At 52.6% G+C, this 20,715-nt stretch carries 21 protein-coding genes; 1 reads left to right on the top strand and 20 read right to left on the bottom strand.

From position 1 onward, the window contains the following. Window positions 1–183: 183 nt before the first annotated feature. Together B5E84_RS17440 and B5E84_RS17435 are read right to left on the bottom strand one after the other, a co-directional pair. Window positions 184–1,515, bottom strand: a complete 1,332-nt coding sequence (locus tag B5E84_RS17440; protein WP_087225301.1) for a CitMHS family transporter — start codon at window positions 1,513–1,515, stop codon at window positions 184–186. Window positions 1,516–1,924: 409 nt separating this feature from the next. Continuing rightward, a complete protein-coding gene (locus tag B5E84_RS17435; RefSeq protein WP_242963428.1) occupies window positions 1,925–4,135 on the bottom strand; it encodes an ATP-binding protein in 2,211 nt (736 codons plus the stop codon). Between the two features lie 313 nt (window positions 4,136–4,448). On the opposite strand from B5E84_RS17435, the gene B5E84_RS17430 reads away from it, so the two are divergent. Beyond that, entirely contained in the window at window positions 4,449–5,132 is a 684-nt protein-coding gene (locus tag B5E84_RS17430) for a response regulator transcription factor (protein WP_087225298.1), read from the top strand. Window positions 5,133–5,435: 303 nt separating this feature from the next. On the opposite strand, the gene B5E84_RS17425 is transcribed toward B5E84_RS17430, so the two are convergent. The 18 genes from B5E84_RS17425 to B5E84_RS17340 all read right to left on the bottom strand — a co-directional run bounded on the left by B5E84_RS17425 (window position 5,436) and on the right by B5E84_RS17340 (window position 20,668). Further along, window positions 5,436–6,245, bottom strand: a complete 810-nt coding sequence (locus tag B5E84_RS17425; RefSeq protein WP_242963427.1) for a flavodoxin — start codon at window positions 6,243–6,245, stop codon at window positions 5,436–5,438. Window positions 6,246–6,322: 77 nt separating this feature from the next. Further along, on the bottom strand, window positions 6,323–7,228 hold the full coding sequence (locus tag B5E84_RS17420; RefSeq protein WP_087225295.1) for a permease: 906 nt from the start codon (window positions 7,226–7,228) through the stop codon (window positions 6,323–6,325). A 15-nt stretch (window positions 7,229–7,243) separates the two neighbouring features. Then, complete coding sequence (locus B5E84_RS17415; protein WP_334293421.1) at window positions 7,244–8,083, bottom strand: DUF362 domain-containing protein; 840 nt, start codon at window positions 8,081–8,083, stop codon at window positions 7,244–7,246. Window positions 8,084–8,359: 276 nt separating this feature from the next. Next, window positions 8,360–9,136: a flavodoxin gene (locus B5E84_RS17410; RefSeq protein ID WP_087225289.1), complete on the bottom strand. Its 777-nt coding sequence runs from the start codon at window positions 9,134–9,136 to the stop codon at window positions 8,360–8,362. Next, on the bottom strand, window positions 9,133–9,837 hold the full coding sequence (locus tag B5E84_RS17405; RefSeq protein WP_087225285.1) for a DUF4405 domain-containing protein: 705 nt from the start codon (window positions 9,835–9,837) through the stop codon (window positions 9,133–9,135). The genes B5E84_RS17410 and B5E84_RS17405 overlap by 4 nt, the downstream gene beginning before the upstream one ends. 67 nt (window positions 9,838–9,904) lie before the next feature. Further along, window positions 9,905–10,873, bottom strand: coding sequence for an aldo/keto reductase (locus B5E84_RS17400; protein WP_087225282.1), 969 nt, complete (start codon window positions 10,871–10,873; stop codon window positions 9,905–9,907). Between the two features lie 108 nt (window positions 10,874–10,981). Next, window positions 10,982–11,656 carry a flavodoxin gene (locus tag B5E84_RS17395; RefSeq protein ID WP_087225279.1) on the bottom strand — a complete coding sequence of 225 codons (675 nt, stop codon included), beginning with the start codon at window positions 11,654–11,656 and terminating at the stop codon, window positions 10,982–10,984. A 17-nt stretch (window positions 11,657–11,673) separates the two neighbouring features. Beyond that, window positions 11,674–12,042 (bottom strand): MerR family transcriptional regulator, encoded by a 369-nt coding sequence (locus B5E84_RS17390; RefSeq protein ID WP_087225276.1) that lies wholly within the window; start codon window positions 12,040–12,042, stop codon window positions 11,674–11,676. A gap of 482 nt (window positions 12,043–12,524) precedes the next feature. After that, a complete protein-coding gene (locus tag B5E84_RS17385; RefSeq protein WP_162612888.1) occupies window positions 12,525–13,847 on the bottom strand; it encodes an ATP-binding protein in 1,323 nt (440 codons plus the stop codon). A 514-nt stretch (window positions 13,848–14,361) separates the two neighbouring features. Next, window positions 14,362–14,607, bottom strand: a complete 246-nt coding sequence (locus tag B5E84_RS17380; protein ID WP_143469264.1) for a hypothetical protein — start codon at window positions 14,605–14,607, stop codon at window positions 14,362–14,364. 184 nt (window positions 14,608–14,791) lie between these two features. Continuing rightward, a complete protein-coding gene (locus tag B5E84_RS17375) occupies window positions 14,792–15,811 on the bottom strand; it encodes a hypothetical protein (RefSeq protein WP_087225267.1) in 1,020 nt (339 codons plus the stop codon). A gap of 75 nt (window positions 15,812–15,886) precedes the next feature. Continuing rightward, window positions 15,887–16,117 (bottom strand): DUF5348 domain-containing protein, encoded by a 231-nt coding sequence (locus tag B5E84_RS17370; RefSeq protein ID WP_087225264.1) that lies wholly within the window; start codon window positions 16,115–16,117, stop codon window positions 15,887–15,889. A 133-nt stretch (window positions 16,118–16,250) separates the two neighbouring features. Then, window positions 16,251–16,943 (bottom strand): DUF5688 family protein, encoded by a 693-nt coding sequence (locus B5E84_RS17365; RefSeq protein ID WP_143469263.1) that lies wholly within the window; start codon window positions 16,941–16,943, stop codon window positions 16,251–16,253. Between the two features lie 31 nt (window positions 16,944–16,974). After that, complete coding sequence (locus B5E84_RS17360; RefSeq protein WP_087225258.1) at window positions 16,975–17,319, bottom strand: hypothetical protein; 345 nt, start codon at window positions 17,317–17,319, stop codon at window positions 16,975–16,977. A gap of 12 nt (window positions 17,320–17,331) precedes the next feature. Then, a complete protein-coding gene (locus B5E84_RS17355; protein ID WP_087225255.1) occupies window positions 17,332–18,108 on the bottom strand; it encodes a recombinase RecT in 777 nt (258 codons plus the stop codon). An 81-nt stretch (window positions 18,109–18,189) separates the two neighbouring features. Then, window positions 18,190–19,119 carry a YqaJ viral recombinase family nuclease gene (locus tag B5E84_RS17350; RefSeq protein ID WP_087225252.1) on the bottom strand — a complete coding sequence of 310 codons (930 nt, stop codon included), beginning with the start codon at window positions 19,117–19,119 and terminating at the stop codon, window positions 18,190–18,192. Window positions 19,120–19,168: 49 nt separating this feature from the next. Further along, window positions 19,169–19,717 (bottom strand): JAB domain-containing protein, encoded by a 549-nt coding sequence (locus tag B5E84_RS17345; protein WP_242963426.1) that lies wholly within the window; start codon window positions 19,715–19,717, stop codon window positions 19,169–19,171. A gap of 15 nt (window positions 19,718–19,732) precedes the next feature. Next, complete coding sequence (locus tag B5E84_RS17340) at window positions 19,733–20,668, bottom strand: DUF932 domain-containing protein (protein WP_087225249.1); 936 nt, start codon at window positions 20,666–20,668, stop codon at window positions 19,733–19,735. Window positions 20,669–20,715 lie beyond the last annotated feature (47 nt).

Here is a 20,715-nt window from a genome sequence, read left to right as displayed (position 1 = left end):
GCCACAGGGATTTTATACCCTTTTGACGGGTTAATTGAGTGATGTTATGGCTGCATGGATCAATTTTCAGATTCATGGTACTGTTATCAATTCAGATACTGTTCCGTGAATAATTTAGGCTTATGATTTATTCTTAGAAGCAGCTTTTTACCGTTTTCACACGAAATTCCCGTTTTCTGAATGTTAGATAATTCCCATAATCAGTCCCGCGAACAGGCAGATAATGCTCAAAATCCAAATCCAGAAGAACGTGGTCTTGATGTGGTCCTTGATCTCCACGCCTGCCAGGCCGACGCCTAAGAAGGTAGCCGGTACAACCGGGCTGATAAAGGTGGCGAAGTTTTTGCATACCACCATGGAGATACCGATGTGCATCGGATCCACGCCAAACTGCGCGCCTACCTGAATGAGGATCGGCAGCAGTCCATAGAAGAAGGAGTCGGTGCAGAACACCAGGCCCAGCGGAGCGGAAAGGATACCGATAATAATGGGAAGGAATCTGCCCATAGATACCGGGATGAAGGATGCCAGAACCGTGGCCATCTGATCCATAATGCCGCTCTCCTCCAGCACTCCCAGGAACACTCCGGCAGCCAGGATGGTGGATGCCATCATCAGAGCGGGAGCCGCATGGGAGTTGATGATCTTCTTCTGCTGTTTCGCGCCGGGATAGTTGATAAACAGCGCCAGCACACAACCAACCATAAAGGTATAGTAAGCCGGAACCTTTACAAATACCAGAGCAATTATGACTACCAGGGTAAGGAGCAGGTTGAATCCGAACATTTTCGGTCTGGCCAGCTCGTTTTTCTCCTCCTCTGTGGGAATGTGCTCGTCGCCTTCCCCATAGTTCACTTCCAGAGTGCTGCCCAGGCCCGCGCCTCTCTTTTTCTCAATATAGCCCCAGATCACCGCCGTCGCGAAGGAAAGGACGATACCTACGATCTGCATGGGGATCAGCTCCATCCACAGCTCGTTTGCCTCAATTCCCAGCACGGAGGCCGTTCTCATGGTCGGGCCGCCCCACGGGAGCAGGTTCATAACGCCCATGGCAGTGATGCAGATGAGAAGGAGCGTCGTCGGTCTCATCTTCAGTTTCTTAAATACCGGCAGCATAGCCGGAATGGTGATCAGGAACGTAGACGCGCCGCCGCCGTCCAGATGGCCGATCATAGCGATAGCGCAGGTCATCACGCAAACGCCCACAACGCTGCTGCCCACACGTTTCATCAGTACATTGATAATCCGGTCAAACATTCCCGCATCTGTCATAATGCCGAAGAACAGTACAGAGAAGATAAACAGCGCCGCCGTGGAATGCACTCCCTTCACACCGGCCCCTATGTAATCTCCCATCTCCTTCACGGAGAATGTACCCGTCAGGATCAGCACCAGAACCGTCACCGTCGTCACGCCGGCAAACGCCAGTGCCGGAACCGTCCAGTTCTTCAAAAGCAGGAAAATGATCGCCAGGATTGTCGCAAACCCCAGCAACGCAAGCATAAGCTCACTCATAGTTTGTACCCCCTTGGTCAGATAGATTTGATTTACTGACTTTAAGTTTAAGGGGGGAACCTTAATATTGAGGCGGTGGTTTCTTAATATTTATTAATAATTCTCAGGTCAACTGTCAAAAAAAGCCCCTCAGCAAGCGGATTCGGTTGGAAAATTGACATCCCATCCGGAAAATTTCGTAGTATCTTGCAAATCATATTTGCATATGCGATAATGCCGGTAGGCAAAACGATAGAGTGTTCCATACGGAACAGCGAAGGCCCAGGAGGTGCGAACTCCTGGGCCTTCTTCCTGTTCCGCGACTATCCCACAATCAAAAGTGTATCCAGCAGCGAACATCCCGCGGAAAACTGTTATGTCATAAGACCAGAATGTCGCAGGGAACGCAGTTTCTTATGGCCCCCGTCCTTTACCTCCTGGCCGCCCCCAGAATCCCCGGCACGGACACCGGCGACTCTGTGTAGCCGTCTATGATCTCCCGCTGTTTCGCCTCCAGCACTTCCCGGCTCACCCGGTCCACGATCACCACGCGAACCATATCCTTATAAAGTCCCTTCACAGACATAAAGAAATCCACGGCGCCAGCTCCATCCACGTATTCTTCCGCTGCCATAATGTCAAAGGTTCCGGATGCCAGCGCCTCCAACGCCTCGTTAAAATCCATACAACTGGTGACAGCAAATCCCACCTTGGCAAAATTCTTTTCCAAAAGCCGCAGCACCTTCGCATTGCGGTGCACGATAAGAATGCTGTGGGGCGACAGCTCGCCGGATGCCGGGGCGCCGTCCAGTCCGCGTCCGCTCTCCGCCGTTTCCATCCCTGGGGTTCTGCCGTTCTCCGCCTCCTGTTCCTCCAGCACCGGGAAATACAGGTGAAACACGCTGCCCTTTCCCACCTGGCTCTCCGCGAATATATAGCCTTTATGGGAATTTACGATCTGTTCCACTAAAGACAGCCCCAGTCCCGTCCCTTTCCCGTTCTTTTTCGTGGTGAAAAACGGGTCAAAGATCTGATCCAGCACCTCCTTGGTCATGCCGCAGCCGTTGTCCTCGATGTCCACCTGCGCGAACCGTTTCCAGGCCCTGGGCGTTTCCGCCAGCTGATGCCGCGCGGCCAGCTCTCCGCTGGAAACGGAGCCCTCGCGGATGCAAATCGTCCCTTCCCGGTCCCCAATGGCGTGAATGGCGTTTACACAGATATTTAAAATCACCTGGTTGATCTGGGTCCGGTTTCCCAGGATGTTTAATTCCTCGCCGAACTGTTCCTCCACCTGCACGTTTACAGGACATACGGAACGCACCATTTTTACAGCCCGTGTGAGAACAGTCCGCACCGAAAGCTCTTTAAATGCCGTTTCCATATTCCGGCGGCTTAAGGTGGAAAGCTGTTGGATGATCTCCTTGGCCTTTTCCGCGGCATCGTAGATCTCCGACACGTTGTCATACTCCTCGGAACCCTCCGGCAACTCCATCATCAGAATATCCGCGTAGCCCATGATGGGGGTCAGAAGGTTGTTGAACTCGTGGGCAATTCCTCCCGTCATAGTTCCCATGATCTGAAGGCGCTGCTGGTGAGCGATGGTTTCCTCGCTCCGTTTCATCTTTTGCAAAATATCGTTTAAATCCCGCAGATAGGCGATTTCCTCCGACGCCTCCTGCCGCTGAAGCACCAGTCTGGCACAGACGCCGATCACCACCGCGATGGCGGCAAACATCAACACCATCACCCCAATGATGCTCTGAAATCCCTGAAGCACCGGCATATACACGTCGTCATAGTCCATCACCGCGCTGATAATGAGGAAATCCCCGCCGATATTCGCCGGAGTGTAGGCGGAAATTTTCGTCACCTTCGGCAGGTTGGGGTCCTGCCACCAGTAGGAATCGTACACCTGCACCCCTGTTTTCCCTTCATACTGGGCCTGAAGCATATTCTCAAGGCTGGACAAATCCTCCACATGATACATTTCCTTGCGGTCTCCCACCGCGTTATAGCCCAGCTGCTCCTTTACCGGGTGCATGAGCACGGCTCCCTGAGAATTTTTTACCATGATATAGCCGTTTTCCCCCAGCTGAATATCGGAAATGAGGGACTGATAGTAGCTGTCCGCGTCAATGACCAGGCTGATGGTATCTCCCCGGTTCGTCTGTTCCCGCAAAAGCAGATAGATCCGGCCGTCCGTTCCCAGAGTCTGCGCCAGCTCCACCGAATCATTTACCATATCCTCATCCAGAACCCTGGCAACCTCCACGCCCTGGGTGTTCATTTTCACCGTTCCGCCCGGAGCCTGGACGATCACCCCTGTGACAAAATTGTCGTACTCGTCAATATAGGAGCGGATCAGCTCCCCGCTTACCGGCTCCATCTCCGGATCCTCGTAGGCCGCCTCCGTCAGCGTGCAGAACCGGTCCAGATCCGCCGCGCTGCGCTGTACCGACACCTCCAGCGTCCGGCTCACCGACTCCGCCGTCAAAAGCATCTGCTCCTTCTGCCGGTCAAGGACCGCGTCCCGGTAATTCCGCCAGATTCCATTTGCCAGCAGCCCGAATCCAAACATCACCGCTACCAGCACCACGGCCGCTGCCCTCATGATTTTCCCTTTGCTCCACTGTGTTTCCATATGATAAAACCTTTCAAATTGTAACAATTCAGCCATGCCATTCATAATTTGACGGATTTTACAAAATCGGCTAACATAAAACGTTATTAGCCGTCAAATTATTCATGTCGGGCGTCCGCCCTATAGAAACATACGGCAAAACACTGCTTAGTGAGCAAGCTCCCACGCAGTATTTCGCCGTATGTTTCTGCATGGCTGAACTGTTACCTCAAATTCTACATGAAAATTGACTTCCCACTCCCTTAATATTATAATGAAACCATTGAAAGGACAACCGTTTTATCAGGTACGGACCGCACATTTGGAGGATACTATGGCAGATAAAGTTTTAATCGTAGACGACGACCCGGCAATCCGGAAATTGCTTGAAAAAATCATGCACAGCAACGACCTGGAAACCTCCACGGCGGACAGCGGCCTGGCAGCCTTAAATAATCTGCTCACCCATTCCTACGACGCCATTCTCATGGACATCATGTTAGGCGATATGGAGGGATTTGAGGTAATCAAACGGATCCGCAGCCGCGGCATCCAGACCCCCGTCATGATCATCAGCGGCAGAAATGAGGATTTTGACACCGTTTACGGCCTCTCCCTGGGGGCTGACGACTATATCACCAAGCCCTTCCGGGCCATTGTGGTGGGCGCCAAGGTAAAGGCCATGATCCGCCGCAGCAAAAACCAGATCCTGGAGACCAGCAACGTGCTGGAATGCGGGCCTTTTTCCTACGACTCCGCCACCATGCGCTTTTATAAGAACGACACCGAGCTGATTTTCTCCTCCAAGGAGGCCAGCCTCATGCTCCTGTTTATGAAACATCCGGAGCAGATTTTCACCAAAGAGGTGATTTATGAACACGTGTGGGGAAATGACGCGGTGGATGACAACACGATTATGGTGTATGTAAACCGTCTGAGAGGAAAAATCGAGGACACTCCCGGCGAGCCGAAACATATTTTGACCGTCCGGGGCGTGGGCTACCGATTTATTCCCTGAAAACAGCTTTTAGCCGCCGGGCCGGTAAATTGCGGTGCCGGACGGCGGCCCGGCAGATTGTGACTCTGACCTGGCAGTCCCACAGATCGCGGTGCCGGCGGCCTGGCACTATTCTGCCCCCTTCCCGGTTTCACAGGCTTTTTCATTCCCGTAACTTCCACCTCCCTCAAACTCCCCCACAATTCTCAAAACCAGCAAAACGCAAAAAAACATCTCCGCGGAAACCTCCGAAAACGTCTCGTTTCCTTCCCGCGAAGATGTCTTTTCCCTTATCACAGATTCAGCCTTAACCGCGTTTTCCCTTTACGCTCCGCTGCCGTACACCCCAAGCTGTTCCAGCCACGGCTCAATGGCCTGCACATCGTTGGCCCGGATCCCCTGTAAAACTGCCGCCTCCGGGCAGGCAGCCTCAATATCAGACTGGCTCATTCCAATCCCGCTGCTGCCGCTGGTACAGAAAGGAATCACCGTCTTCCCGGAAAAATCATAGGTCTCCAGGAATGTAAATACAAGCATAGGGGCAGTCCCGCACCAGATGGGGTATCCCACGTAAACGGTATCATAGCTCTCCCAGTTTTCAATCTCTCCAGCCAAAGCCGGCCTGGCCCCCGCGTTCAACTCCCTTCTGGCCCGGGAAAGAGTGGCCTCGTAGGAATCGGGATACGGCTCCGCCGCCTCCAGCTCCACTAACGGCGCTCCCGTCAGCCGTCCGATTTCCTGCGCCGCCCTTCTGGTGGTTCCCGTCCTGGAAAAATACACGACCAGGCTGGAGCCATCTTCCGTTTCAGGATCCTGGAGCCGCTCCGTCCTCGTTTGAACCACACCGTTTTCCGTCCAGGCGCCGTTTTCATCTACCACGTAGCCGTCCGGCGTCTCTGTCGCAGCCGCCATCCAGCCCTGACTGTCAAAATAATAGCATTCCGCCGTTCCATCCTGGTTTCCGTCAATCCACTGCCAGCCATTGGCCGCGTACGTCCCATCCTCATTGTCATACCACCAGCGGCTTTCATTTGGCTCCGCGCCCGTTCTCCACACTCCGGCAAAGGCCGCCGACGGCGTCAGCACGCTAAGCGCCAGAGCGAGCACCGCCAGTATATAATTTCGTTTTTTCATTCCTGACCTCACTTTCTCAAATCTCATTTGTCTTACCCAAATCCGGCCCAGACAGCCCCTTTCCCTGACGCCGTACCCTAAACCGCCAGATTCACCGCCAGCCCGCACACCAAGGAAAACACCATGACAAACACCAGATAAAGGACAAACCGCCTCACTCCCAGCACAATCTTCAGTGCCCCCAGATTGGTGATTTTCGTGGCCGGGCCGGTGATCATAAACGACGCCGCGGAGCCCATGCTCATACCGTCCTGCAGCCAGGCCTGCAAAAGGGGAATGGTTCCGCCTCCGCAGACATAGAGGGGAACGCCCACTGTCGCCGCCATCAGCACCCCAAACGCCTCATTTCCTCCAAACAGGGCCGTCATCAAATCCGCCGGCACATACCGCTGAAACAGGGCCGAGAGCAAAACTCCAAGCAGGAACCAGGGCCCTGTGGCCTTCACATTCCGGCCCAGATTTTTCCCAAAACGGCGAAACCCATTGGGATCCGTATCCCGGCTTTTCGGTCCATCAAAGCTGTCAAACCGGAAAAAGCCCTTATTTCCAAAAAAGAGCCGGATGCCGATTCCTGCCGCCATTCCGCACAGAAAGCAGGAAATAAGGCGGACCGTCACCGCGGCGGCTCCCAGGCTCACGCTGTACACCACCAGCTGAGGATTGAGCAGAATGGAGCTCATCATAAACGCTCCCAGCCACTCATCCTTCATGCCTCCCCTGGAAAAGGAGGCGGCGATGGGAACCGTCCCGTACATACAAAGGGGCGACGCGATTCCCAGGGCGCTGGCGGCAGCGATCCCCGCAATTCCGCCCAGGCGCCCCCGGTTTAGCGCCATCATCAGCCCGTAAATCCGTTCCTTAAAAAATACGGATACCAAAGAGCCGATCACCATTCCCAGCACCCAATAAACAAAAATCTGCTCCAGCTGAACGCTGAAATAATACCAGAGATAGACTGCCTCGCGGCGGATCACATCGCCCATATTCTCACCGTTCTCCTATTCATCCAGGCTTATGAGCTCATACTCCCTGTTTCCCAGCCCGATTTCCGCCCCGTGCTCCAGGGTGTGAAGGCCGTTGCGGGACTCAATCCGGTTTACCAGGGACGCCCCGTCTTCCGCCTCATATACCAGATCCACACAGGCCTGATCCACCGCCACCGGATCGTAAGACGCCAGAATCCCGATGTCGTGCATATCCGGCTCCGCCGGGCTGCCGTCGCAGTCGCAGTCCACACTCAGGCGGTTCATCACATTGATGTAAAGAATCCGCCCGTCTAAAGCGTCCGCCACCGACTTCCCAGCCTCAGCCATGGACTCCAGAAACGGATCCTGGGGCGCGCTCCACATACTGCCGCCCTTGCCAGCCGTATGGATGTGATTTTTCCCTTCCGCCGAGGCGATTCCAATGGATATGTTTTTGATGGCGCCGCCGTAGCCAGCCATGGCGTGACCTTTAAAATGGGATAAAATCACATAGTAGTCGTAATTCGCAAAATGGGCGCCCACATAATTTTCCGTCAGATTCCGGCCGCCTGTCACCGGCAGCGTCATGGAGCCTTCCTCATCCATAATGTCCACATCCGCGATGGCTGTATAGCCGTGATCCTCCGCCACCTGATAGTGCATGGCCGTGCTGGCGCGGGAACCGCCGTATGCCGTATTGCACTCCACAATGGCCGCGTCCAGAGACTGAACCAGATCGCCGATCAGCTCCGTCCGCAGATAATTGCTGCCCGGCTCTCCGGTGGAAAGCTTGACCGCCACCCGGCCCGCCGGCTCCGCCTCCAGGGCCTCATAAACCTTCATTAGTCCCTCGGAGCTGATGTCCTCTGTCATATATACTGCGGAAGGTTCCTGCACATTTTCCGCCTCCAAAGCAGTTCCCTCTCCCTGGGATAACGATTGGCCTCCCGCGTTTTCCGTCTCTCCAGGCCCCGACGAGGCCACCTGCCCTGCGTGATTTTCCTCCGACTCCGCCGCCGGAATCTGCCCTCCCTGGGGCGCAGGCGTCTCCCCCGCCGTCCGGGAACAGGCGGCGCACAAAACGGCAAAGGCCGCCAATGCCAACAGGCTCGTGATTCTTTTCTTCATCCGGTTTCCTCCTCCGTTTATTTAAGGAACCTGTCCTTCTGCACTCTCAGCTCCATAACCAAGCCCATCCAGCCACTGATCAATCACCGGCTGGGCAAAATCCACATCCGGGCGGTAAACGCCCACCGGCTCCAAAAGCCTGGCGCTCTCCGGCAGAGCGTCTTCAATGGCCTCAACACTCCCTGCCAGCCCTCCCGTTCCGTGGGCACAGAACGGCACGACGGTCTTTCCGGAAAAATCGTACGCCTCCAGAAACGTGAGAACCGGCATGGGGACGGTGTACCACCAGTTGGGATACCCCAGAAAAACCGTGTCATACTGTTCCATATGTTCCACACGGCCTGTCAGCGCCGGCCTTGCGTCCTCCGCTTTCTCGTCCGCCGCCCGCTCCAGACACTGGTCATAATCGCTGGAATACGGCTCCTCCGTCACAATGGAAAACAGATCTCCGCCCACTCTCTCCTGGATCCATTCCGCCAGTTTCGCCGTATTACCCGGCGGCAACACACTGGCCGAGGTGGTGGCGTCCACATCCACCGCGGACGGGTCTTCCACCTGCGTGTTGTCTGCCCAGGTAAAGTAAGCGATGAGAATTTTTTCCGTCTCCTGTTCCTGCCCAGGCGCTCTTTCCGCGGTTTCCCCGGACGTTCTCTCTCCGTCCCGGTTTTCTCCAGTCTGCGTTTCCACCTCCTGGCTCTGTTCTATCCGCGCCGTTTCCCCGGTCTCTGACCGCCCGGCGGCACCGCAGGCCGAAAGTGCCATACAGGCCGCCAGAAGCAGGGCAATTCCTTTTTTCATCCTACGCCTCCTCTCCTCTGTTTCCCCATCTTTTTCAGCCATTTGGACAGATAGTGGGACAGGAAAACACAAAGTCCCATCAAAGAAAGATAATCCGCGTAAAACAGGATTTTCGGCTCTCCGTAATCCAAAAATACAAATTCGCTCCGCAAAAACATATATGTCAGAAAATCCCGTTCCACAAACACCAGAAACCCGCGAAACGCGACCAGGGCACCGGCTACCGCCGGCACCAGTGCCGGGAAGCGGCGGCCATCCCGCCCGTTTCCTTTTCCGCACAGGTTCGACACCATCCCCAGCACGTAATTCCAGTGCATCCCCAGATGGACGCTCATGAGCAGAAACCCCCAGTAAGCCCCCAGAATGTGCAGCCTCCTGGCAGCCGCCATTCCGCCCTCTACAGGCAGAAAATCAAACACATACCGGGACATCACAATCCCGCTGTACATCTGCAGGCCCATGGCAAGAAAAGCCAAAGCGTTGACAGCGGTCTGAAACACCCGAAAGGGCGAATACGCTCCCTGTCCCACCGCCCTGTACCAGCTCCGATTCAGAAAATTGTGAAACAGAAACAGCGCCAGCATGGCCGCCCCCGCCCACTCGTGAGCTCTTTCTCCCCAAAACTGGTATCCCATCAGGAGAAACAGTGCCACCGTCATCATCAGATCCACCAGTATTTTTATTTTCACTTTTCCGTTCATAGGCGATCGTTCTCCTGTCCGCGTCTTCCTCTGAAAAAGGCCTTGATTTACAGTTTCCAATGAATTCTTACTGTTCCATGGGATTTTCCCAGGAACCCCTCGTATCCACTCCGGCCGCCGCAGCCAGCGCCTCCAGCTTTTCCATCTCCGCCGCGCTCAGCTGGATTTTTGCCGCTGCCGCCGCCTCCGTCACATGGGACGGTTTCGTCACTCCGATTAAGGGAATGGCCCCCTTTGCCACCGCCCACGCCATGGCAATCTGGGAAACAGACTCGTTGTGTTCCGCTCCCATGGCCCTCATTTCCTCCGTCAGCACTTCCAGCTGAGGCAGGATCGGATTGTAGGTCTCCGCCCTCTGGCTCCCCGCCGGAAGGGGATGGGCCGTGCCGTACTTTCCGCTCAGCGCCCCCTGTTCCAGCACCATATACGCGAAAAAGGCAATTCCCTTTTCTTTACAGTAATCCAGAATCCCCGCCCGCTCGGAAGAACGGTACAGCAGGCTGTAATGGTTCTGCACCGCCGCCAGGCGAATGCCGTCCTTCGCGAGAATTTCCTCCGCCCGTTTGATCTGCGCCAGATTGTGATTGGAAACTCCCACCTGTTTTACCTTGCCGCTCTTTACAAGAGGAGCCAGAAACGGCGTCCACGTTTCCACATCCGCCGGATTGTGAATCCAGTAAATGTCAATATAATCCGCGTGAAACCGCTGTAAGCTCGAATCACACATCTCCGCCACTGGATCGGCCCCGTCCCCTGCGATCTGCGGTGTGAACTTGGTGGAAATGATCACGTTTTCCCTGGGATAATCCTTCGTAAAGTTTCCAAGGATCTCCTCCGAGGCTCCCATTCCGTACACCACAGCACTGTCCCACAGATTCAGTCCTTCCTCCATGGCCCGTTCAAACACCGGCTTTAACTCGTCCGTTCCCAGATGGTTCCCAAATACCTGATCGCCTCCCACGGCCCCCACGCCCCAGGACCAGGTCCCAAGGGCAACTGCCGGAAATTTCTTCGTGTTGTTTTCTGCCTTGCTCATAATCGCACTCTCCTTTTCTGTTCTTAATTAAAATTAGACTCTCTTGAACCAGTTTCCAAATATACAACAGTTGAAAAATATCAAGTTCTTTTCAACTGCCGCCCCCTGTCAATTCAGGCCAAGCTCCTCCAGCCACTGCGCTACAGCCTCCTCCGGCTGTGCCGCCTGGGAACTGCCCAGGGACAGGCCCTCCAGCACCTCCGCTCCCGGCTCCAGGCTCTCTATCGTCCCAATGGTTCCGGAAAATCCACTTCCACCGCTGGTGACAAAGGGAGCAACCGTCTTTCCGGATAAATCGTAGCTGTCCAAAAAGCTGTAGAGAATCATCGGCATATCGCCCCACCAGTTGGGGTATCCCAGATAAATAACCTCATAATCCTCCCAATTCTCCACGCTGTCCGCGATTTCCGGCCTGGCCTCCGCCGCCTGCTCCTCCTGGGCGATCTCCAGCAATGTATCATAGTCGTCGGTGTAAGGCTCCGCCGGAACGATTTCAAATACATCCGCTCCCGTCTGCGCCTCAATCTCCTCCGCCACAGACCGTGTATTTCCAGACCAGGAGAAATATACCACCAGCGCATCTCCGCCTGCCCCCGGAGTTTCGTCCATTTCCCCGGGCTCCGCAGCTGTTTCCTCCGTCTCTGTCTCCCCGCTGTTCTCCGTTTCCACGGATTCCTGGGCAGTTTCCGTCACAGCCGGCTCCGCCTGCTCCCCAGGGGAACAAGCCGCCAACACCGTCATCGTACAGCCTGCCAAAAAGCTGATCACAAATCTTTTCCTCATTGTCCTCTCCTCCTTTTTTATTTTTCTCTGCTCTGCCGCTCTTTCTCCTGCTGGAGCTTATACCTCAGATAGTCCATCCGGTCCAACTGTTTCTGCTTAACGTGAATTTCATCCAACGTGCTGTCCCGCAGCAGCTCCAGCATCCGCATCCGCTTTTCTTCCGAATTTCTCTCCTCCAGCATCAGCCGCATATACCTCTCCACCTGCTCGTTGTCAAATCCAATGTCATGAAGGGTCATGATCATACTCAGCCGCTCAATATCTTCGTCATCGTACTGCCAGACTCCCATCACCGTCTTGACCACCCCGCACAGTCCCCATCTCTCATACTCCCGCAGCACCTCCACGGGAATGCAGTACCGCTCGCTGGCCTCCTGCATCGTCATACCGTATCACCTCAAATCCTGATCTGCAATTTATCACAAAAATAATAGAAAAAGGCGCTCCCGCCAGAAAATCCTTTTGGGAACACCTTTATTGTAATTCAACTGTTTTCCGATGTCTAATACCTGCTAATCATCTCCAGGAATGCTTGGAAGGCATGATTTTTGGGGGGGGTAAAAAAAGGTAAAAAAAAGAAAAAACCTCAGAACTCTTGATTTTACAAGGTTTCTGAGGTTTTCGCCTAGAGGCGACGACCGGATTTGAACTGGTAAATGTCCCAAAAAACCGCATAGAAAGGAGGTTTGCGCATACCGCCCAAGTTTGCGCAAGCACTTACGCAAGCAGGCAAACAAAGTCTGAATAACCCGGCGGGCTGCCTACCGGACGGGGAAAACAGACTGTTTTGTACATAACAGCCTCCCACCGGCCACGGACAGGAGGAACACGGCTGCCCCTCAAAACGGCAGCCGTCCCCCTCTCTCCCCTAGAATTCATACGGGAACCGGCATCCGATCATGTAAATGGGGATTGTCACATATCGCTCCCCACGGCCGCCCATCGCAGGCACCGCACGGATCGCCGTATCCACCAGTCCCTTTTCCTTATAATATACCAAAGATCTGGCACGATTATCACTGCTTTTTACCTCAATGCCAAACCGCCGGTCTTCTTTATCCACCACCACAAAATCCAGTTCATAGTCCCCGCATATGGAAAAACAGGGCTTATCTCCCCTCACCTGCCGTCTGCTGGCCTGCGCCATGTACAGGCGGTTCAATTCCGTATAGGCAAAAGTCTCTGTCAGCATTCCCTCTCTTGCGTCTCTGGGGAGCGTAACCAGACTGGAAATATAGTTGGCGATTCCCGGATCTGAAAAATACGCCCTGCGATCCGCGACCACATCCGTCACATCTCCATTGTTATACAAATCGCAGTACCCGATCACGCCGGAATAGAGCAGCCATGAGGACGCTGCCCGCACCTCGTTGCGGCTCACCGGCTCCTTTATAGAATCCTTGACAAAATTTGTCACGAATTCCAAAAACGCCTTCCCGGTTCCCTTTTTTTCTTCTGCCATCTGAACCATCACTGCGCGGTATACCTCGCTGAAAATACTGTGTGCCGTGCTGTTGGAAAAGAACCGGCTGGATTCCGCGGTAAACGTCCTCACCAGATTTTCCAGCACATCCATGCACTCCTCCACGCTCCCAGTCCGCAGATACGTGGTCACAACTTCCGGATACCCGCCGATCTGCCGGTAGACCTCATAGGCCTTTCCCAGCCTCTCATAATCTTCCCTGGCCGACTGTCCATAAGGATCCAAACCAAGAAGGGTTTCCTCCAAATCCAGACTGCGGCAGAACTCCCGGAAGGACAACGGCATCATTCTTAAGTACGCAATCCCCGCCGGAAGAAAAAAGTCCCTGGAATTTACCGTTCGCGCCAGATAGCTCCCGCTGACAATGATGTCACAGGCACATCTTTCCCGAATATCCCGAATCGCATTATAAACTTCCCGTCTCTCCTGAATCTCGTCAATAATCAAAATGGTGGTTTCATCATTGCGAAATGAACCAAGGCCCGCCCTTTCGCAGTACCGATCCAAAAACTGCCTCTCCGAAAGCAAATCCTCAAATCCGTACTCGTCCCGAACCAAATTGACATAAATCACCTGCTGATAATTATCCCTGGCAAACTTCCTGACCTCGTGGGTCTTACCCACCTGTCTGGGGCCTTCTACCTGTAGAACAGAGTTATGCCGTTTCCGTTTCCAATCAGCCAACGCCGCCTGAACATCCCGCGCCAACTCTATCTCCTTTGTAAAAAATCCTCCATTTCCATTCACCATAAGAATACCGAACCTTTCTTTCTCTTAAACCAACCGGCAGGAATTTCCTTCGCATCTGCCGCCCATGTTATCATTATAGCCGTTTTTTCCATATAGTAAAGAATTTCCCGCCTCCCAGGCTCTAAATTGTTTGTATCATTCTGCATTTTTATTTTTGCTATTAAAAAGGGTATATTGACAAGAAAAAATTCACTCTCCGCAGCGCAAAATATCAGTACTACAATGTAAAAGAATATGACAATGGCCAGGAACCTGCTTTACGTTCCCGGCCATTGCCTATTCTTTATGTACATTTATCTGTTTTCAGTTTTTCCACTTTTTCAAGAGGAAAGCCAACATATTCAGCAATTTTTCAGGTGTCAACGTGCCGCCGGATAACAACCGAACCGCTACTTCCATCATGCTGTCTTTCACTGCCTGATTTCACATATCTTCCGTAGCTTTGCACATGATCGCAATTTCCTTATTTTAATTACAAATACTTCTGGATTTCTTCCTCTGTCATCCCAAACTTCTTCTGAAGACGGGAGACAATTTCTTCTTCCGGGACGCTTTCATCTCTGTACGCCTCAATGAGTCCATAAATTTTCCCTTCCTGACGGCCTTCCTGACGACCCTGCTGAAGTCCTTGCTGAAGTCCTCTCTCTATCCCTCTCTGCTCAACGCCTTCACTCAGATTACACATAAGCGACACCTCACTTTCCAATTCCTGTGTCATCTCGATGGAAAAATCCTGTTCCAATATGCGGCATTTTTCATCCGGTTTCGTGTCTGCGGACAGAAAGTACATCCAGCAACCGCAAAACTCCTGCCCCGGCACTCTTATCTGCATGAGGGTGCTGCAAAATCAGCCTAGATGATTTTGCAACACCCCTTGTATTTCCGCTTTTTTCTTCTTTTTATTACAGATAGTCCTTTACTTCCTCCTCCGTCATCCCAAACTTCTTCTGAATACGGGAGACAATTTCTTCTTCCGGGACATTTTCATCTCTGTACGCCTCAATGAGTCCATAAATTTTTCCTTCCTGACGACCTTCCTGACGGCCCTGCTGAAGTCCTTGCTGAAGTCCCTGCTGGAGTCCCTGCTGAAGTCCTTTCTCTATCCCTCTCTGCTCAACGCCTTCACTCAGATTACACATAAGCGACACCTCACTTTCCAATTCCTGCGTCATCTCGATGGAAAAATCCTGTTCCAATATACGGCATTTCTCATCTGGTTTTGTGTCTGCGGACAGAAGTACATCCAGCAACCGCAAGACATCTGTCCCGGCACTCTTATCCGCGTTTCCGAGACATATCATGACAGCAGACAGCAGATCATAGTGACTTCTCTCCTCATTGACACTGCCAACCAGATTTTCTTCATTAATATAGTACCTTGTTATGCTGTTTTCTCGATTCTTCGGCGGATCCATACAGATCCAGATACTGTAAACCTTCTTGATCTTCTCATAATGGGGATCCGTAAACTCTTTTCCATATTGGGAAGATACCATACGGCTGCAATAGTAAAGCGCCCGCTTAATCAACGGATAACCCGGATAGAATTTATTCTGAGCCTCAATATTGATAATCAACTGGATCCGTTCTCCAGAAACGGGAACTGACGCCTTAAACCGAATATCATAAGTGACCTTCCCTTCCGTCATGGTCACATCTTCCGTTCCCACTCCGGTAATCATGGGTGCCTGCTGTATTCCCTCCTCATCCGGATGCACCGGCACACCGGCCACACTTGGCTCTCCCTCAATATATTTTTCTGCGATTTCCTTTACATCACAATCACGAAATTCTTCCAGGCAGTTCTTCATAATCCATGCCAAGATGATCTTCTCAGAAAGCAGCCGTTTGCACACAGCATCATATCTGGCCTTATCACCTGCAACATGGATATTTTTTGCTATGGTTGTGTCAATATTCACTGCCTCATCCTCCTCTATCTAAATTCTATCATACCCACTAAAAAGTTTCTACTTTTTTCCGCAAAGAGTCCCCCTTTACCGCAGTGTCCTCACCGGCAGCCCTTCCATCAAAAGCCCCGGCAAGCCTACCAAATACCAGTCTCCGCTCATCTCTATCCTGGCTGGCACCCAGACATCATTTAACTTAAACTCAAATACCTCTCCACAGTGGATTCCTCCATAGTCCCGCATCTCCCCATCTGATTCGTAATAGAAATTATAGCGGCCGCTTGCCTTATCATAAAATAACGTCCCCTGCTTTACCATACAGTCATATCTCCTTCTTTTTATTCATTGAGTATCTTCATTCTCCGAATCCCCTGACGGATCCTCCTAAACGACAAACACCTGAAAAGGGGGCCGGAAATCCGTTTCCAGACTCCCGGCCCCAATCTACTATTCAGGCGATTTCATCCGATCTCTGTTGTCCCTTATCAAGAGGAACTCCCGGCTGACCGTCAATTCCTTCTAATTGCCCGGTCTTTAGCGAATAGCGATAAATTTGATCTGACAGCCTGTCTTCCTCTGCCACCACCTCCCGGTTAATTCCCCGTACCATCCACTCCAACTCCGATTTCTCCCACTCGCTTTCATCGGGAACAATCAGCACCTCATGCACGCTGGACGGCAGAATAAGCAAATCCGATCCCAGCTGCAACGCTATTTCCCGCAACACGCCCTCATAAAGTATACAAGCCGCTCCGTAAAATAAGTCTGCATTGCTCAAAATGTAAATCGGCGAGATGGCCTCTGGAACCGCCCTGGAGCCTGTCATTTTCGCAATTTGCTCCCAGAGCAGGCCAAACTCCGGCGGCATATTCCGGCGGCAGTTTCTTCTTGCTGTCTGAAACAATTCCTCCGGCTCCATATTCCACGCCTCCATCTGCTCCCTTCCAATGGTAATCATTGCGTATCTTCTATCCTCTGCCTCTAAAGTAAAGTAAAACAGAATCGCCAGATCTAAAAACCTAATATGCGCCGCTATCTCCAGAAGTCTCTCGTTCCCTCTCTGAGGAATAAGCCGAAATGCCAGCCTCTCCTTCACCGCCTCATACGCGATCCATTCCCTCTTACTTGCCTGCTCTCCTGTCATCTTATCCAATTCCTCCTTTCCGCATCGGCTTTTACCGGCGAAATACCTGACTCCCAAGGCGAAATCCATCCAGGAACGCCTCCTTGTAAATCACTTGCTGCTCAATAGCCGCCCGGCTGATCCCCCGTTCCAGCAGTTCCTCCACCTCACGCCGCAGATCCTCCGAAACCTTATCCAACACCAGCTGTTCCAGATCCTCCGAATCTTCATTGTTCGGAAGTCGCTTTTCCAAAATCATCTCCACCCGATAGCTGACCGTCTCCTCCACGATCTCCCGGAGATCTTCCGGCAGAACGCCTTCCGAGTCTGCCTCCCCAGCACACTCACTCCCCATCAGCCGCTCCGCATATGCAAGAATCATCTGCTCGATCTTCATCCTGTACTCCTCTCATTCTGATTCCTCGTTCTGTACCTCCGTCATATCCACGGCAATCTCTGTTTTTATCGTCTCATCCATGGATATGGCTTTTTGAAACTCCGCCTTAACCGGCCCGTACTTTAACGCCTTCTTTATGACCGTTTTCTTTGCCATATCCTCAAAATTTTTCACCCATGGACTGTACTGTGATCCATAAGATTGAGAATACTGCTGCGCAAAGGCCTCCATCGCCTCCCGATTCATCACCTCAAAGCCGAATCCGCCGTTTACCAGCTTAAATAAACCGTAGAAATACGTGATTTCTCCCCGGTTTCCGTCTCCTGGCCGATGGATAAGTTTGGGATTCAGCCCATACTCGTACTCAAAATCGTCGAACTCATGTACCGCATGAGCCTGGATCATCTGCATCTGCCCCGTACGGTACGCCAGATCAATGATCCCCTTATAGCCAATTTGAAACTGACACTCCAGTTGATTCTTGTTCTTATACGGAATCAGATATGCCTGCCCCAGCGGTGTATTCGGTTCCAATCCCAACTGTGCCGCATTCATCATCGCGGCGATAAAGGACATGGGAGTACATTCTGCCAGTTTCGGTGTATTGTTCACCGCTGACAGGGCCATACGCAAAAACCGCTCCGGCGTCAGCACCGCCGGCAACGCCCGGCGGATCTCTGGCTCCAACGCTTTTATCATATCCGGAATACTCATGTTCTTCGTCAGCCTGACCGCCGTCGAATCCTGTTTCCCAACTTTGCGCTCCAATTCCTGCTTTACATCTGTCATGGTCATTCTCCTCTCCAAAAGGGAAAAGGCAGGCGGTGTCCCTCCCTGACAAATCCGCCTGCCTCCTTGTTTCCGTTTCTTCTATGCCGCCCGCACCGTAAACCGGCGGGAACTGGTCTTTTTCGCAAACTCCTGATAAACCTCCGGCTTTTCCTCTTTTAACCGTCTGACATCCAGGCGCGCACTTTCCACATCGCTCCAGGTCACCCGATACCGGTCGTTGACAGCCTCCTGCCCATCCTTCATATACAGCTTGATCTCCTGCTCGATCTGCCGCTGCTCCGCCTGAAAGCGCTCGATCATCTCCAGCAAACTCTCCCTTCGCTCCAACCGTTCATTGAATAACGGCGGCAGTTGGAGGGTCTCCCGATTTGCCGCGGGATAATACTGCCGCAGGATCTCCTCACAGGCTCTGGAGCCGTCCGGTTCCGGCATCACTCCTGCCAGCACATGATCATTCCAAAAATCCGTTTCAATCTGTACCAGATTGCGGATTAACTCCTCATCCCGCTCGATTTTTATATACTGAAACCCACGCCCCAGAATCACCACTGCCAAATACCAGGCATCCAGCCCCGTCACGGCCATATAATGATGACATTGGATCTCATAATGTGCCGGAATACGCCCATCCTTCCATTTGTCTGCGCTGTACGCGCTGGCTGTCTTACATTCCAGCCCAGCTCTTTCCCCCACCACCAGCCGGTCTACATCTGCCAACATAAACGGATACTCCCGGTTCCGGTACATCACATTAGACCGGCGCACCTTAAGCCCCGTAGCCTCCATAAAGCGGCGGGCTACATAATCCTCCAGATCCCGCCCCTGGCGCATGGCCTCATTGTCCGTCTCCTCAACCTCCGCAGAAACCTTATCACAGAATACATCCATAGCGCTCCTGTAAGGGTTCATTCCACAGACCGCACCGGCGTCAGAACCACCGATTCCTTCTTTCCGCATCCTGAGCCACTCCGCTTTGGAAAGACCTTTCACTGATAATTGAGTTGTCACCTTTTCCCCTCCTATCTTCTAAACAGTTTAATGATAATCTCAATGATAATCAACGGCATTCCAATTCCTCCCTTCTGCTGCACCCCGGCAGAAATCCCTCTTTTTTAAAGCTGAAATACCGTCCGTCTCCGCCCAGGACAATATGATCCACCAGCTCGATCCCCAGAATCTTCCCGCACCGTTCCAATCTCCTGGTCAGCAGCTTATCCTCCCGGCTGGGTTCCGGATCCCCGGATGGATGGTTATGGAAACATATTACACCTGCACTGTTATTTAAAATTGCGTGTTTAAAGATATTCCCCACATCCGTATAGCAGGCGTTCAACCCGCCTACCGCCACAACCTCCAGAGCCATTGCCTCGTTTTTCCCGTTCAGGGACAGAACCAGGACAAGCTCCCGATCCGCATAAGCAAACAGGGGACGCAGCATCTCGACTGCATCCCCTGGACTGGTAAACGACCGCATTCCATACAGGCAGCGTTCCTCCTGTACGATACTCAAATGAACAATTCCGATCCTCTGTTTCGGTTTCGGATATTTCAATAGTTCCTTTAGCCTCTCCTTCGACTGCATTTCTTCTTTTCCTTTCCCCATCATTTTCTAAGTCCCTCCTCATGCCGACGCCCTGACCAGCTCATATGCCCGGTCAATCATGGTATTTCCCTCTATCGTTCTGGCAAAAAGGCTTTCTTTGTGATTGCGGCTCTCCCGCAGTGGTTTTGCATGGGTGGCAAAATCTGATACCGCGTTGACAAACCGATACGCGTTTTTTCCCACGTGCTTTAGATCCGGAGCCTCATAAAACCGTGTCCGGATCTCCTCCTTCATACGGAGCAGGTTCTTCTTCTGCTGGTACGTGGGATTCTCGTAAAGGGGAAACAGGGCGTCAATATACTCCGCCACCTGGCGATCCGACACCTTCTGCAAGCTAAGCCGGTCGATGACCTTCCCCAGCTCCACCATATATTGACCGGCATAAAGAAGGGTATTTCTTGCGTCCTCCATCTTCTCCCTGACATCCCCGGTGTGATGGGCCGCCCAGCTGCGTTTTGCTGTTGCTAACGCCAAATTCAACGTATTCTGACACACGACCCGAACCGGCGTCATAGCTGCTTTGATCGCGCCGGTGCCGTCATGAGCATTCATAAACACCAGATACGGCGCGATCTCGTCCCCGCTGATCATATAGCGCTGAGGGAGTTTCGCCAGGATCCAGGTTCTTCGTCCCTCTTGCAGGGAACCGGCCGTCTCATAAGAAACGCCTTCGCCCAACAGTTCATCTGTAAAGGCGAAGGCGTCCTCATTCTGTACCACCTTATACCGGTCTGTCACGACTCCTAAAACCCGTCCATCCCGGTCGCGGATATTCGCTTTGAATCCTTTGATCGTTCTTCCGTCCTCTGTTTGAATCGGCTGCTGAAGGACTTTCCAATCCAGCCCCGCAAGCCTCAGAGCCGCCCCCGAATCCGGCGCCTCCTCCACCCTAGTCCCCAGGCCATGCCAGGGAGTCTCTCTGGTGTAAAACATGGTTTCTACGTTTGCTGACATATTCGTTACCTCCTTGAATTTGATTGTGGTGATTCAAGGGGATAATA

Source organism: Lachnoclostridium sp. An14 (assembly GCF_002160755.1).
Classification (GTDB): domain Bacteria; phylum Bacillota; class Clostridia; order Lachnospirales; family Lachnospiraceae; genus Lachnoclostridium_A.
The sequence above is the reverse complement of the archived record's forward strand: the minus strand, read 5'-3'. Positions and strand labels throughout refer to the sequence as shown.